At 55.8% G+C, this 15164-nt stretch carries 15 protein-coding genes and 1 pseudogene; 8 read left to right on the top strand and 8 right to left on the bottom strand.

Annotated elements, in window-relative coordinates:
- Positions 1-481 precede the first annotated feature (481 nt).
- Positions 482-1239 (top strand): IS5 family transposase gene (locus P0119_21230; protein MDF0668580.1). Its coding sequence is split into 2 segments (ribosomal slippage): positions 482-814 and positions 817-1239, totalling 756 coding nucleotides; the frame shifts between segments, so codons are not numbered across the junction.
- 26 nt (positions 1240-1265) lie between these two features.
- Here the strand turns inward: P0119_21230 and P0119_21225 are convergent.
- The 4 genes and pseudogenes from P0119_21225 to P0119_21210 form a co-directional block, all read right to left on the bottom strand.
- Positions 1266-2020: pseudogene (locus tag P0119_21225) on the bottom strand (IS5 family transposase).
- 138 nt (positions 2021-2158) lie between these two features.
- Positions 2159-2542, bottom strand: coding sequence for a PilZ domain-containing protein (locus tag P0119_21220; protein ID MDF0668579.1), 384 nt, complete (start codon positions 2540-2542; stop codon positions 2159-2161).
- Positions 2543-3423: 881 nt separating this feature from the next.
- Entirely contained in the window at positions 3424-5103 is a 1680-nt protein-coding gene (locus tag P0119_21215) for an isocitrate lyase/phosphoenolpyruvate mutase family protein (protein MDF0668578.1), read from the bottom strand.
- A 349-nt stretch (positions 5104-5452) separates the two neighbouring features.
- Positions 5453-6031: a hypothetical protein gene (locus P0119_21210; protein ID MDF0668577.1), complete on the bottom strand. Its 579-nt coding sequence runs from the start codon at positions 6029-6031 to the stop codon at positions 5453-5455.
- Between the two features lie 113 nt (positions 6032-6144).
- Here P0119_21210 and P0119_21205 point away from each other — a divergent pair, with 113 nt between their 5' ends.
- From P0119_21205 to P0119_21180, 6 genes are all read left to right on the top strand, one after another.
- Complete coding sequence (locus tag P0119_21205) at positions 6145-6642, top strand: thiamine pyrophosphate-binding protein (protein ID MDF0668576.1); 498 nt, start codon at positions 6145-6147, stop codon at positions 6640-6642.
- A gap of 106 nt (positions 6643-6748) precedes the next feature.
- Complete coding sequence (locus tag P0119_21200; GenBank protein MDF0668575.1) at positions 6749-7327, top strand: thiamine pyrophosphate-dependent enzyme; 579 nt, start codon at positions 6749-6751, stop codon at positions 7325-7327.
- Between the two features lie 103 nt (positions 7328-7430).
- Positions 7431-8513, top strand: a complete 1083-nt coding sequence (locus P0119_21195) for an aminotransferase class V-fold PLP-dependent enzyme (protein MDF0668574.1) — start codon at positions 7431-7433, stop codon at positions 8511-8513.
- Entirely contained in the window at positions 8510-9229 is a 720-nt protein-coding gene (locus P0119_21190) for a phosphocholine cytidylyltransferase family protein (protein ID MDF0668573.1), read from the top strand. The genes P0119_21195 and P0119_21190 overlap by 4 nt, the downstream gene beginning before the upstream one ends.
- A gap of 92 nt (positions 9230-9321) precedes the next feature.
- Positions 9322-10758: a CDP-alcohol phosphatidyltransferase family protein gene (locus P0119_21185; protein ID MDF0668572.1), complete on the top strand. Its 1437-nt coding sequence runs from the start codon at positions 9322-9324 to the stop codon at positions 10756-10758.
- Between the two features lie 25 nt (positions 10759-10783).
- A complete protein-coding gene (locus P0119_21180; protein MDF0668571.1) occupies positions 10784-11788 on the top strand; it encodes a lysylphosphatidylglycerol synthase transmembrane domain-containing protein in 1005 nt (334 codons plus the stop codon).
- Here the strand turns inward: P0119_21180 and P0119_21175 are convergent.
- The 4 genes from P0119_21175 to P0119_21160 all read right to left on the bottom strand — a co-directional run bounded on the left by P0119_21175 (position 11764) and on the right by P0119_21160 (position 13567).
- Positions 11764-12135 carry a PilZ domain-containing protein gene (locus tag P0119_21175; protein ID MDF0668570.1) on the bottom strand — a complete coding sequence of 124 codons (372 nt, stop codon included), beginning with the start codon at positions 12133-12135 and terminating at the stop codon, positions 11764-11766. The two genes, P0119_21180 and P0119_21175, sit on opposite strands and share 25 nt — an antisense overlap.
- 111 nt (positions 12136-12246) lie before the next feature.
- Positions 12247-12645 carry a PilZ domain-containing protein gene (locus P0119_21170; GenBank protein ID MDF0668569.1) on the bottom strand — a complete coding sequence of 133 codons (399 nt, stop codon included), beginning with the start codon at positions 12643-12645 and terminating at the stop codon, positions 12247-12249.
- Positions 12646-13025: 380 nt separating this feature from the next.
- On the bottom strand, positions 13026-13241 hold the full coding sequence (locus tag P0119_21165) for a hypothetical protein (protein ID MDF0668568.1): 216 nt from the start codon (positions 13239-13241) through the stop codon (positions 13026-13028).
- A complete protein-coding gene (locus P0119_21160; GenBank protein ID MDF0668567.1) occupies positions 13238-13567 on the bottom strand; it encodes a PilZ domain-containing protein in 330 nt (109 codons plus the stop codon). Before P0119_21160 ends, P0119_21165 begins: the two co-directional genes overlap by 4 nt.
- A 113-nt stretch (positions 13568-13680) precedes the next feature.
- On the opposite strand from P0119_21160, the gene lnt reads away from it, so the two are divergent.
- The coding region (gene lnt, locus P0119_21155) for an apolipoprotein N-acyltransferase (protein MDF0668566.1) at positions 13681-15164 on the top strand (1484 nt) is incomplete at its 3' end.

The following is a 15164-nucleotide window of genomic DNA, read 5'->3' as shown; positions in this document are numbered from 1 at the left end:
CTGGCCTGTCGCTCGTGACCTGAGGTTCGTGACGATTGGTGTCGATGACGCGGAGATGTCCTTGTTTAATTCATGGTGAGTCAGTAGTGTCCGGTTAAAAACGGCTGTACAGTACGGAACGCCAATGGTGGCGCGTATTTGCACAGATTTGATGGTGGGCACGATTTCAATGCGAGACCCAAAACGGCCTCCTTGCTGATCAATGAGTTGCGTCTGAATAAACGACCATTTCTGTTTTAACCGGACACTATTGATGGTGAGTAAGTATTCACTCACCATGAATTAGCATAATACTTGTACGGGAGACAAGGTGGAATAGATCATTAAAGCCGAACGCTTGAAAGTATAGCGACAGTAGAAGCAGGTGGGGCCTTCTGAAGTTTGCGGTGTCTAGGGCGTGTCATCAATTAATTTTCTCGATTCACAGAGCCATCGTGTTGTGATTTACTCCGTCCCAGACCAAAGGAGGGGTCTGCGGATGGTGAGACGGTATGGATTGCGTGATGACCAATGGGAGAAGATCGAGCATCTGCTGCCTGGTCGTGAAGAGACGGTGGGCGTGACGGCGAAGGACAACCGGCTGTTTGTGGAAGCGGTGTTGTACCGGTATCGCGCGGGGATCCCGTGGCGGGATCTGCCGGAGCGGTTCGGAGATTTCCGAGTGATCCACACACGCCATACGCGCTGGAGTCGACGCGGCGTCTGGAAGCGGGTGTTTGAACGTCTTGCTGACGATCCTGACAACGAATACGCGATGATCGATTCCACCATCGTTCGTGCCCACCAGCACAGCGCTGGTGCAAAAGGGGGCACCACGCGCAGGAAGCCATCGGACGCAGCAAGGGTGGCCTGACCACCAAAATCCACGCCACCTGTGATGCGTTGGGTAACCCAACGGGGTTTCATCTCACCCCAGGGCAGGCGCATGACCTGGAGGGCGCCGATGTCTTGCTACCCGGCATTGACGCGGATACCATCATTGCCGATAAGGCCTTTGATGCCGATGAACGGGTGATCCAGCCGCTGCAACGAGCGGGCAAGGTCGTGGTCATTCCCCCCAAAGCCAACAGAACCACCCCCCGCGAATACGATCAAGACCTCTACCGAGCCCGGCATCTGATTGAGAACTTCTTCGCCAGACTCAAGCAATTCCGCGCCATCGCCACCCGCTACGACAAACGCGCCGCCAATTTCCTCGGTGCCATCTATCTCGCTGCTTCAATGACATGGCTTAATTGATGACACGCCCTAGGTCGTGTTGACATTCATTTCATCCACAGCATGGACGCGGCCAGATAGATGAGACTGGCGAAGTTGCGTCCACGCTTGGCGTAACGAGTCGCAACGGCACGGTAGTGCTTGAGTCGGTCAAAGAAGCCCTCGATGCGGTAGCGCTCGGCGTACAGGACGAAGTCGGTTGCGCGTGGGTCCTTCACGCAGGAGCGCGGCGGGATGACGGCGTGTGCGCCGGACCGCTCGATGACGTCACCGATCTTGCTGCTGTCGTATCCCTTGTCTGCAATGACATGCTGAGCGGGCCAGCCCTGCAGCAACGGCTCGGCCCGGGTGGAGTCCGACGCCTGTCCTGGCGTCAGGATAAACCGCAGTGGGTTGCCCAGACCGTCGACTGCGGTGTGGGTTTTCGTCGTCAGACCGCCTTTCGACCGGCCAAGGGCTTCCGTCTCCTGTGCCCCCCTTTTCGCCCGCACTGTGCTGATAGGCGCGGACGATGGTGGAATCGATCATCCCATATTCAAAAGCTGGGTCGCCCGAGAGGGCAAGGAACACCCGCTCCCACACGCCTGCTTTCGACCATCGATTGTATCGCTGGAACACGCTGTTCCAGAGGCCGAAGCTCTCTTGGAGTTCACGCCAGTGCGCACCGGTCCGGGCGATCCAGAGCACCGCATCCACAAATGTACGGTTATCCCTTGGCCGTCCGCCCGGGATCGCTTGTCTTGCCCAGCAACAACTCTTGAATCCGTTTCCATTGATCATCGCGCAGCTCCCGTCTCGACATCCTCCCTCCGGTGGGCGTTGAACCACGCCACACTCATGCCCTGACGGGAACTGAATGTCAACAGACCCTAGTCATGGCTCTCAGCAACTACTAATTGGCCTTCCCATCCAGACGGCAATTGTCAGGCCATCGAGCCACCTAGGCTTGACCAACCGAATGAGCGCGGAGAAACGACAGCATTCGATCACCATCACGAAGACTTACTTCCTTCACCTCTACACCAAATAGAGATCCCGCCGTCCAGGCGACCGTCGCTTCCGAAACGAACAGGGGTTCATCTTCGTCCAGCAGATATAGAAACAAGGTCAACTCCATACCAATATTGACAGGACAATTTCCACGAATGCCCAACCCACCTTCGGATAGGTCAACAGCACTACCGTCTCCAATGAGAACGTCGTCCCCATTGATTCCTGAGTACATAAGGCCAAAAGAGACACAGGTCCTTCTCATCCTGCGGCGCTCAATCGAATGGGCTGAGCAAGGCGTTCTTGATCGTTCTAAGTGCTTCATCTGCTTCATCGCTACACCTCCTGGTTGTCTACCTGTTTCGAATCGCCGGATCCCCACCAGTTCGAATGATTCCTGTCTCCCGCATTGCCGGTCTGCAAAATCATTTCCCGTATTTCGAGATTTTGTATGGATGAAGGCTAGCGCTCAGAGTCAATCTTGGCTTCCCACTAGTTGAGGGGTAGCGTCCAAACCAAAAGTGGGGTGAATATATTTGACAATAAGTCCATGTGTTATGTAACCGATTAAAGGAATGCCTTGTTCCGGACGCAGTATGTGAGGTCTTAGAAGATAACGAGCATTCGCAGCCCGTACATGAAGAGGATCGTGACTATTAGGAAGGGAGCAGGGACCGGACTACATGAGTCGAAATCGAGTTCGTTGATCACTCACGGTGTGGTGGGAGATGCTTTTCCAAATGAACGACTGCAGCCGCTTCCGATGGTCTCGGTTCAGGTCCATGAATCGGACGGAAAACTGACAACCTGACACCCACACCACATGCGCCGATTTCAATAAAAGCTGAGGTAACCCATCGGGGAGCGCAATGGTAAGGGTCAATAATGTTCCACGCGTTACCGAGCGGTCGCTGATGACGTGGCAACCAGAAACGGAGATGTTTTTTGTGAGTCCTTCGCCTTGATGAGGCTGTGTCGGAACTTCACCGACATAACGTACTCGACACGTGACGGCTACACGTTCGGCATAACGGTTATCTAAAGGCACGTAAGATTTTCGGCCACTCATCGTCGGTGTCACCATCATAGCTTTGTTGGGAATATTGTCCTAATCAATTCAGCAATGGAGCCTGCGGATCAGAAGCGAGGTGGCACGCCACCTTTAAGGAATATTTCTGGTGGCAAGAGAGACCACCTCCTGTCCGATGACGAGAATTACTGGCGAATCTTTGCCCAGGCTTTTTGGTACTCTTCGAAGGAATCGACTTCCATCCATCCCTTAAAAATCGGTACGGCTTGGATGCGATAGTCCTGGTCAATCAGTTCTTGCAGCATATCGGTGAAAGATGCCTTGGCAAGGTTTGCTGACTCGTGGAACGGGGATGATTGATGCTGCTTCTGGGCCCTGTGGTAGCACTCGCGAAGGGCTTGAGTGCCCTTCTCTGAGAACATGGCCATGCCGATAAATTCACCATGCGCCAGTTCGCGTGGAAGCTGCTGGCCAATCTTAACTACCTGGTGTTCACCTTCCGGCATCACAAATCTGGATAAATAGCTTTTGCCGGGTGGGGCGGCCAGTGAGACAAGATCCGGGTTAAGATGGGTCGGCTGAGCATTGCGCTGTTCCTGATCAAACCAGGCCAGGTCGACCACCAAAGCAATGTCGGCGGGACTCTTGAGCAACTTTTCAAGGATCGCGGTATCAAAGATGATATCGCCGTACAGGACAATGGTTCGCCCTCTTAACTCATTTTCAGCACAGAAAAGCGAAGCTAGCTCACCGGTTTCCTCATAACGATCATTGTCGTAGTAGCGAATATTGGGTAGCGAGATCGCTTCTTTCTTATACCCGCGAACTAAAGCGATTTCTTTGATGTCGCATTCGTTGAGTGCGTTGATCTGACGATCGAGGATCGTTTTCCCTTTAATGTCAAGCAGACACTTTGGCTTGTCCTCGATCAACGGCAGGAGCTGTTTTTCGAACCCAGCGGCGGCGATAATCGCGGTGATTCGTTCGCTCCCCACCGGCAGGAACTGTTTCTCGTCTTGCTCCATTTGTGGGACACCGACAATGTCGTACACTTCAGGTAGCGTGACGATTCGGTCGTTCGCCGCTCCGGGGCGCGTGTCCTTCTTAATGAGATCCAGCGTGTCTGTGATCGCACGAATGGCCGCCCGGACTGGTTGGTTGGCATAAATGATGATCTTTGCTCCGGCTTCCTCCATTTGGGCCGCGGTGGTCTGGTCAAAAATCGTCGGGACCACGACCAGCGGGGCGCGCCCGGACCACAATTTGTATACAGCCTTCAGTTCGTCGAACTTTTTCGATTTCGAATGGATAAGGACTGCGTCGGCACCTGCGTCTGCATAAGCCTCAGCCCGTTTCAGTGCTTCTTCCTGTCCCCACCCAGCGATGAGGGCCTCGGTTCTGGCAATGATCATGAACTCCGGGAAAAGCTGAGCGGCTTTCGCCGCTCGAATCTTGCCGCAGTGCTCTTCGATAGGGATCAATTCACGTCGAACCCCCGCGTAGAAACTACAGCGTTTGGGGTAGACGTTGTCTTCAATACAAATAGCAGCCACACCGGCCCGCTCACGGTCGGTGACGGTCCTCATGACATTCAGGGCGTTCCCATACCCGGTGTCGCAATCAGCGATCACAGGGATATTCACGGCCTCAACGATATTCCGTTCGACATCGAGCTGCTCGCTGGAGGTGATAAAACTGGCGTCGGGGATGCACTTTAGAGAGGCCGAAATGGCGAACCCACTTGCCCAAACACCGTCGAAACCGGCACGTTCGATGAGACGGGCGCTGAGTGCATCGTGGGCCCCGACTATCTTCAGGGCACCCGGCCTGCTCAAGGCAGCCCGAAGTCTTGCGGCGTTGGTCATATGGGCCACATGATGCGAAAGCGTACGGTGCTTGTCAATGGAAACTTTTGTCCGGCCTGGTTATGGCGGGGTCGAAAGGCTGTAGGCGAGGTCTCGTCAGCGAGCTTCTCCGGCAGCAGCTGACTTTCGCAAAATACGATGCGCGATCGACCTCATTTTCAAATCGTCATGTCACTTCCGTAAAGAAAACTATGCCAAACATAAACCTTGATCGTCTTTCAGGGAATGTCTTCGAATCCGTTCCGATCGTTTACGATGGAAACGCTCAATGTGGACGGTCATGAGTCGCATAGGCAAAGCATGACGATCGTCGATCGTGTGACTTGCTCAGATTGAGGCCTTCATCGAACTACTGCGCAAAATCGGTGATGTAATCGTTGAACCGTGGTGCGAGCGAGCGACTATCGATAAAAATGTAGCCACGTTCTGTACCGGCTTGATATGTCAGATTGATTTCGGTGTCGCTCCCGCGCCAGTTGTATTGTTGAGTAAGGCCCCGCGCCATTTGCCCTGGAATGCGCTCCAGCCGACCGAAGCGGTTTTCCAAGAAGCTCAGTACCTGCCGATGAACCTGGTCCCCTTGATAGCGAATGATGACTCGCGCGAATTGATCGTCCACCGAAAGATAGAGGATCCTGGTCATCTCGGTTCCCGCGAATGACAATGGCTCTGTTCTGTAGAGATATTCCATGATATGCGGATCTGCCTGGATCGGTTCCAGGTCCTGGCGAGAAGATAATGAGGTGCCCCAAGGAATGTCGTGGAATCCCTTCGGGTCATCTGTCATGGGAACGGCCCATACTGAGCCAGCACCGATCACGATCGTAACGATCAGGACCAACGGCCAAGTAAGCGATGCTGGTCGGATAGGGTCCTTCATCTCTGGAAGCGGATCAGACAACAACCGCATTGGCACCAACGCTAACATGCAAGAGAATTCAACTCAACCGAGGATCGTTCTTGAGAACTTCGTGGGGCGCATCTTATAATGCGCCGGTTTCCGCGAGACGGTATCAGTACTACTCCAGGTAGAAACTTCCAATGATTGAAAGCGACGTGTTCGTACAAGCCCTGCAGGACATGGGGGTCAATTTTTTCACCGGCGTACCGGATTCTATTCTCGGCGGAGTCATTGCGGAGCTCATGAACCGTCGGCTGTACACCCCTGCGGTCCGAGAGGATGAAGCGGTCGGTATGGCTGCCGGTGCTTATATGGCCGGGAAAACGCCCGCCGTGCTCATGCAGAATTCTGGACTCGGCACCTCTCTCAATACGCTCATTTCTCTGAATATGATTTATAAGCAACCCTGCATCCTGATTGTTTCATGGCGGGGTCAAGGGGGAAAGGACGCTCCAGAACATCTGGTGATGGGAGAAGTGATGCCTCAATTGCTCGATACAGTCAAAATTCTGCACCGTACCTTGACCGAAAAAACGGCCGTCGCCGATTTCAGGTGGGTGGCTCAGACGTTCATGCAGCACCAGATTCCGGTCGCGTTGCTCATCACGAAGGGCGTCGTGAAGGGGTTGCATCCGTGAACGTGGGCGGGTCATGCATCACTGGTCGGTCGCTGATCGAACGGCATAAGCGGCCGCCAGCGTCAGCGATTCACGGTTGGCGCGTAAGGTGGGAAGAGGTGGTGAGATGAGACCCGAGCAAGGCACATTGATCAGCCGAGCGCAGGCTATGGCGGCCTTACTGGAGCTGCTGACCGATCAGCCCGTCATTATCTGCAACGGGTTTCCCTCGCGCGAGGCGCACAAGATTGCGGATCGGTCCACTCATTTCTACATGATCGGCTCCATGGGAAATGCCCCGGCGATCGCACTCGGTGTCGCACTCGCAAAGCCGAATAAACAGGTGATTACCTTCGATGGCGATGGGAATGTCTTAATGGGAATGGGCACTCTCGCAACGGTCGGCGCGTTGAAACCGAAAAACTTCATCCACGTCGTATTCGACAACGAAGTGTACGGAACGACCGGGAACCAGCCCACAATCTCCAACGTGGTCCCGCTGGAGAAAGTGGCGAAGGCCGCAGGCTACGCGAATGTGGAACGGGTACTTGATCGCGATGATCTCGTCTACGAGTTCAAGGAGATGCTGAAGAAGGATGGGCCAAGCATGTTGCTCATCAAGGTGAACGAATTTGTGGAAGATGCCGGCCGTGTTCTGCACGATCCGCCGGACATCACTCGCCGGTTCATGAAAGCGATCGACTGACGTGACTCGTGAAACGTTATTCGTGAATCGCTAGTTGGTGCGGGAAGAACAATCCGTACTTTTCCGATTAACGATTCACGGTTGACGAATAACGGAGAGAAGCGTGGTTCTTCTGAATCCCGGGCCAGTGAACGTGTCCGAACGGGTACGGCAGGCACTGCTGAAACCTGACATCTGTCATCGAGAGGATGAATTCTACGAACTGCTTCACCGCATCCAAGCCAAACTGCTCAAAGCCTTTGTCCCCGAAGCTGAATCGGACTATGTCGCCGTCGTGATGACCGGATCAGGGACGGCTGCCGTCGAAGCCGCCTTGATGTCGTCGCTTCCTCACGGCCGCCGTATGCTCATCCTCAACAACGGCGTCTATGGTGAACGGATGTCCCAAATCGTGGGCCTCCATCGCCTGGGGGTGAACGAATTGAAGTATGAATGGACGGCTCGGCCCGATCCGGAAAAATTACTGCTTTCCCTGCGTCAGCATCAGGAAGTGCACGCCGTCGGCATGGTGCACCATGAGACCACCACCGGCCTCCTCAATCCTGTCCACGAGATTGCCGAGGTCGTCGATAATCAGAATCGGGTGTTTGTGCTCGATGCCGTCAGTGCGTTGGCGGGCGAGACAATCGACATCGCACGGTCGCACATCTATATGGTCGTGGGGACGGCAGGAAAGTGTATTCAGGGGTTTCCAGGCGTCTCGTTCGTGCTGGTGCGGAAGGGGTTCGTCGAAAAAATGCGCTCGTACCCGAAGCGCTCGTGGTATCTCCATCTGACCCATTACATCAACAACGAGGGGCGAGGCACGATTCCCTTCACGCCCGCGGTGCAGGTCTACTATGCCTTCGACGAAGCACTCAACGAACTCCTCGAAGAAGGCGTGACCAATCGCATCCAACGGTACAAGAAGACGGCAACCCTAATCCGTGAACGAATGGCCAAGCTCGGTGTGAAGGCCCTGCTCCCCACGGACCGGCAATCGAATACCATCACGGCCTATCACCTGCCGGATGGCGTTGCTTACGACGCGTTGCATGATCGGCTGAAGCAGCAGGGCTATGTCATTTATGCCGGTCAAGGCAACCTAGAGAACAAGATTTTCCGCGTGGCCAATATGGGGGCATTGTCCGAGGCACAATTTGTCGGGTTTCTCGACGCCTTCGAACAGGTGTGCAAATCGGCATGAAGGCGGTCATCCTTGCAGCGGGAGTGGGAAAACGGCTGTGGGAGGTGACCCAACATCGCCCGAAATGCCTCATCGAGATCGGCGGACGGTCACTCCTGCGCCGGTACTTAGAGTCGCTGGTTTCCGTCGGCATTCGTCGGGCGGAGATTGTCGTAGGGTACAAGCAGGAGATGATTCGTGCGGCGGTTGAACGGGATGCCTGTGGCGTCAACGTTACCTTTCTGGTCAACGAGCAGTTTCACCGAGGCAGTATTTCCTCGCTGTGGATCGCACGAACCGCGCTCGACGACGACACTATCGTGATGGATGCCGACGTGCTGTTCCATCCGGAGATCCTACGGCGTCTGGTATCGTCACCCTCTGAGAATGCGTTGTTGATGGATGAGACGGTGAAGCAGACCGGAGAAGAATGCATGGTGGTCGTGGCGGGGGGGCGAGTTATTGCGCTGACAAAGAGCTTGCCGGAACAGTATGATTACGCCGGGGAAGGGGTTGGATTTCTTCGAGTTCGGCATGCCGACACGGCTCGCGTCGTCTCATCTCTCCATGGCTACATCGACAGAGGCTCGTGGGATATGGAGTACGAGGACGCGCTACAGCAGTATTTTCAGGACGTGCGGGTCGGTCATGAACGGATCGGAGGGTTGCCCTGGACCGAGATCGACTTCATCGAAGACGTAAGAAAAGCTGAATTGGAAGTTTTGCCAAGATTATGAGAGAGTCTTCACCATGGGAGGATGTCCGATAGAAGAGAACGGGGACCTGGGCAAGGGAGCACTGGTGATCACGCATCGTTGTCTATGAAACCATGAGTAAGAGCATCCTTCAGAGGAGAGCCGAGATCCAAGGACTGGCGACGGCGATTCTGCTGCCATCTGTCGGGGTATTCGGCGGTCCGATCGGGCAACAGGTCCGCGACGTGGGACCTTTGACGAGCGTCGTAGGGGTCGGGCTCTTTCAACGGACCGTGCTCACGTTGCAACGGGCGGGGATTCGTCAGTTAATCGTCCTTTCCGGTTCTGAGGAGGAACAGCTGAAACAGGCGCTCGGCAAAGGGCCGCGTCTCACGATTCCCGTCCGATGGATGCCGATCCGCGAATTTCCTCTCGACGATCCTCGGACATGGGAAGCCTTGGCGGCCGAAGTGCATGGCTTTGCGTTGGTCGCGAGCGTCAATAGCGTGTTCTCTCGAGGGTTGATCGAGCGGTTGCGGCGTGACGTGCAGGACGGTCAAGCCATCGTGGTCTCTCAAGCCCCACCGGGGCAGGTCGATCAGCTCCTGGTGCAGTGCGTGCGATCGAAAGTCCAGCCCGGTTGCCCGGCCACCTTCGCCCCCCTCCGTTTCGACGATCCGGCCTTGCGTGTCGCTGATCTGGTGGTCGTGCCGGCAAGCCTGATGAGCATCGCCGATCAACCGGCGAGTGAGAAGGGGACCGCTCCGATCCGGCAGTGGCTTGAGCAGGCTGTTGTGGATGGTCGGGTGCGTGTCGTCTCGTCCGAAGAAAAACGGGGTAATTGGTATCAACCGGTCCGAACCCTGGCTGATGTCCACACAGCCGAAAAGAAGTTGTTCAGTTCGCTCAAGGGGGAATTTGAAGGGTTCGTCGATCGCTATTTCAATCGCAAGATCTCTCGCTGGTTCACGCGTCTGTTTCTTGCCACGGGGTTGTCGCCTAATTCCATCACGGTGCTCGCCGGATTAATCGGTCTGGTTGCTGCAGCTGGGTTTGGGATGGGTACGTACAGCGCCGGTATTGTGGCAGCCCTCCTGTTTCAATTGGCAGCCGTCATTGATTGCTGCGACGGTGAAGTCGCCCGATTGACCTTTACCGAGTCGCCCTTTGGTGCTTGGCTCGACGTTGTCTTGGACAACATCGTGCATATGGCGATTTTTGCTGGCATCGCCGTGGGACTCTACGCGACCCACATGGGACAAACAGACGACTGGGTTCCGCTCGCGCTAGGCGCCGCCGCCGTGTTCGGCAACGGCCTCTCGCTCGTACTTGCCGAAAAGGCGCACAAGATCAAAGCGGCGAGTGGGTGGAGAACCCCTACCCATGCAGCCTGGGCGGATGCCATCTTGAAAAATGTCGCCAGCCGCGATTTCTCAGCAGCCTTACTGGCCTTTGCGCTGTTCGATCAACTTTATTGGTTTCTGCTCTTTGCGGTAGCCGGCACATGGCTGTTTGCCGGCACCGTAGCATGGCTCATCCGTCCATCTGCAGTCTCATCCCTTCGACCATAAATGTCACATTGGCCGTCTGACTAACGTGTTGCGCTATATCCTACTCGCTCTTGGCCTCGTCGTTCTGAGCCTTCTTGTCTGGCATATCGGCCCCGCCAATATCTACACGGCTGCTACAAGACTCGGTCCAATAGCTTTGCTCGGCATCCTACTCCCATCTACCATCATGTATTCCATTGAAGCCTATGGGTGGAAAGTGGTGTTGGGGCGAGCGGCACAAGGGGTTCCATTTTGGCGACTGCTGACGATTCGGACCGCCGGCGAGGTGGTGAACATGACCACTCCGGCCTACCTGGGGGGCGAACCGGTGAAGGCCTTTCTGCTCAAAAGGTACGACGTTCCCATGGCAGAGGGGGCCGCTTCCGTCGTGATCGCGAAGACGACCATGACGATCGCCGAGGTGTTCTATATCCTTACGGGAATCGCCCTTGCCTTCTGGATGCTGGGTGCCGGGAGTTCAGCGGGCCAGACGATCACCGCAGCTCTGGTGAGCGTCGGACTGCTGGTCTGTTCAATCGCAGGATTTGTCTTCATCCAGCAGCGTGGACTCTTTGCCTCGATTCTGTCATTGGTCAAGAAACTAGGCGTGCGAATCCAGTCTCTGGAGACGCATGAAGAGCACCTGCGCTCGATCGATCAGACGATTCGAAATTTCTACCGCCACCATCAACATGCCTTTTATGCGTCGATGGCGTTGTACTTTTTGGGCTGGATGGCCGAATCGTTGGAGGTGTTCGGGATTATTTATGTACTCGGCGGTTCAGTGAGCGCGTTGTCCGCCCTCTCGATAGGAGCGCTTGCGGTTTTCATCAAGGGGGGCTCCTTCTTGATCCCCGGCAGTCTGGGCGCTCAAGATGCCGGCAATCTTCTGTTGCTCCAAGCGTTCGGTTACAGCGACGTGATGGGGATCACCTTCGCACTGCTGCGACGGTTCCGTGAGCTCGTGTGGATCGGCATCGGGCTGTTGTGTTTGGCGATGGTTGGAAAAGGCAGGATAGCGCAGGATCAAGAGATTAAAAATCCTTCCTGAGTGATCGTTCGGAGCCGTTCGACCATGCGATCCCATACAAACCCATGGAGCCGAAAATCCGCCGCTCGTCCCACCTTGTGAAACTGAAGCCCCATTCGATTCCCTTGGACCCAACGGACCTCTGCTTCTTCAACCGGCAGTGATCGTGCCTGATCCGGGAGGATCAGCCGGACGCGGAGGGTGGTTCGCCTCGGCGCAGCACCGACACATTCGATCGCGCAGCCGAACACGGTGAGGTTCATGACCTTTCCCTCCGCGATCGTGTCCGTATCGGAAAACATCACGGGGTATTGCACGGCCAGGGGGACTCGATAGTGGTGTCGAAAATAGGGAAATGTGGGTTCCACGGTGGCCCAGTCTAGTCGGCCTCGCGTGACAGAATGAATCCCCCTTTCGCGGGGACGAAGCGGGGTCCTCAGAATTGGGCGAATCCTCCTCACAGTGATGACCTTGTCCATTCAAGCAGAGTAGTGCTTAGTGAGGTGTTCACGCTGGAACTGTAGGATGTGTCGGATCAGCAACTCTCGATCCTGAGTTGCCATCCTGACGAAGCGCCCATGGAGGCGATAGGTGTTGAGTGGGTAGGTAATGGGATCAACACGCAACACTTCGACATAGGACTTAAAGAGCACCTGGCCGGGAAGGAGCAGAGTGCATGAGAGAATTTTATTCACCTCGAAGGCCTGGTCGAGCGTGACGCCGATACCGCCGCCGCTGATGTTGACGGACCGCTCGATGAGTGTTCCCTCCGCCTGGTCGCTCTCAGGCTGAAGACAGATAGGCAAGGTGACGGTGATGCGATAAAACTCGCGGCGCTCTGCCGGTGAGGGCTGCGGAGAGGGGGTATCCGATGACATGGTGGACAGGAGTATAGCAAAAAGCAGCTGCTTCTTGATCTCATTTGGCGAAGAAGAGTCTTAGGAAAACCGATGCCTCGCTCCTCTGCGGCTGGTGGCCAACGCGGCGACCGCTGCTCACGAGCTGCTCGCTGTCGTAGATGGCTCACTCGCTCTCAAGCGTCAGCCGGTTCTGGACCGTCTGGCCAGTCAGGTGAGCGAGGACTCTGGGGCGTTGGAGCTCGACGCAGGGTCCGGGGATGTCTCCCACCTGTTTCGCAATGTCACAGAGGTAGAGCCCACGTGTGTCACAGCCAATGCAAGCCGGTACCCATGCACAGGAGACACGGACAGACTCTGGCTCATTCAGAACAGTGCAACAACGGATGGGACCAATACTCCTACTGGTTCTTGGAGCGACAGAGCAGGGCGAAGGAGCTACCCAGGGCGAGGCCGCCGAGGAAGGTCAAGCCGAGGATCACACCGAGCAGCGAGTTGGATGGTCCCGCTTGGCGACGGATATATCGGTGGGCTTGGGAACTGACGGTCGCTTCGCCACCGATCCAGGTGCGCGGGTCGTCGGTCGAGGTCTCGGTGGAATTGCTCGCGGATTTCATACGTCCCTCCCTTCATCGAGCGCGATACATTCGTCGATCAATTGTTCTAATTCGTGCAGTTCCTGCTGCGGTACTCCGAGAAACCTCACGCCGAAAGTCCGATCCAACGCCCATCGGACCTGGGCTTGCTCGATCCCGATCGGAGTGTCATCCCCCGGCATGAGGAGTTTGATGCTTATCTGCTTTCCCGGTTGGACACCAAGAGAGCTTTCAATCCGGGCGCCACCGAGCGACAGATCAACGGTCTCCCCCTCCACTTCATGCGAGTTCGCCCGAAGCAAACTCTTGACTTGAGCCGGAACTCGATGATGCCGACGTCTCTCCATAGGAGGTAGAATACAGCTTTAACCGAGGAAAAGCACCTGGCAAGCCTCCCAAGTCGCTGATTGTTCAAGCATTCTCTTGCAAGTCGTCGCATCTTTTCGTAAGGTACGGCTCGATGGATGGATCTCGTTCGCGCCAGATACTGCTTGCCTGCGCGAGCGGACTGCTCTTGCCTCTCTGCTTTCCAAAGTTTGACCTGGGATTGCTGGCCTGGATCGCCCTGATTCCCCTCCATCTCGCGCTTGATCAATGCTCCAGACAGCGAGCCTTTTGGATCGGTTGGTTGAGCGGAATCGTTGGATTCACCGGGATCATGGCATGGGTCGTCACCGCCATGACGATCTATGGCAAGGTTCCGGAGATCGTCAGCTACGCAATTCTGTTGTTGCTGACCACCTATCTCGGACTCTATGTCGGGCTCTACTGCGTTGCCGTCGTGTGGCTGCGCGAACTCATCCCGCGCTACGGGATTTTCTTTGCGCCATGCTTCTGGGTCGCACTCGAGCTGTTCCGTACCAATCTGCTTTCCGGCCTTCCCTGGTGTCTCCTCGGCTATTCACAATATCGCGAGCTGGACCTGATACAGGTGGCAGACCACACAGGTGTGTACGGCATTTCCTTCCTCATTGTCCTGGTCAATGTGGCCTTCGCCGAGCTGTGCTTGTGGATCATGCCGTTTTTCAGAGGATTTCACCCGGTCCAGCTGCCGTGGGAATTGCTCACCACTGCAGCCGCCTGCATGGTGCTCTCATGGTTCTACAGTTCAGCAGTCCTGAGTGTTAAGGACCTGGGCCATCATAAACCATCCATTACCGTCGGTGTCATTCAGCCAAATATCGATCAAGCCGTGAAGTGGGATGCGTCATTCCGCGACGAGACGATGAGGAGGTTCGACCGGCTGACGACCCAACTGGGAACCAATACCGACTTGGTCGTGTGGCCCGAGGCAGCCACGCCGTTTATTTTCGAGCGGGAGAAAGAGTACCAGTTGCAGCTGATCGCTTGGGCGGAACGTGCGCAGGCACCGATCCTTCTCGGCAGCCCGGCCTTGAGATTCTACCCCGATCGCCGCCCCTACCTCTTGAACAGTGCCTATCTGCTGGGAACGGACGGCACAGTCCTCGGCCGTTATGATAAGCACCATCTCGTGCCGTTCGGAGAATACATCCCCCTCAAATCCTCGCTCCTGTTCTTTCTCGATAAACTCGTCGAAGGGATCGGCGATTTCGAAGCGGGACCGGGGCCGACGACGCTCTCGTTCAATCCGAAATCCTGGAACACAGAACGGTCGACCGGTACCAGGTCGGTCAAGTTCGGCGTGGCGATCTGCTACGAAGTGATCTTCCCGGATTTCGTCCGGCAATTTGCGGCGAACGGTGCGGAGTTTCTGGTGACGATTACGAACGACGGATGGTTTGGGCCGTCCTCGGCCCCCGCCCAGCACTTTGCCATGGTCGTCTTTCGCTCAGTAGAAAATCATTTGGCCTTCGCGCGCGCCGCCAACACGGGAATTTCCGGCTTCGTCGATCCGTACGGACAGATCATCGAAGCGACGCCCCTTTTTGTCGAGCAGGCATCGTACGCCACGATCCCGACCAG

Origin of the sequence: Nitrospira sp. (assembly GCA_029194665.1) — a bacterium.
GTDB lineage: Bacteria > Nitrospirota > Nitrospiria > Nitrospirales > Nitrospiraceae > Nitrospira_D.
Note: the sequence above shows the minus strand (reverse complement) of the source record. Positions and strands in the feature narration are given on the sequence as shown.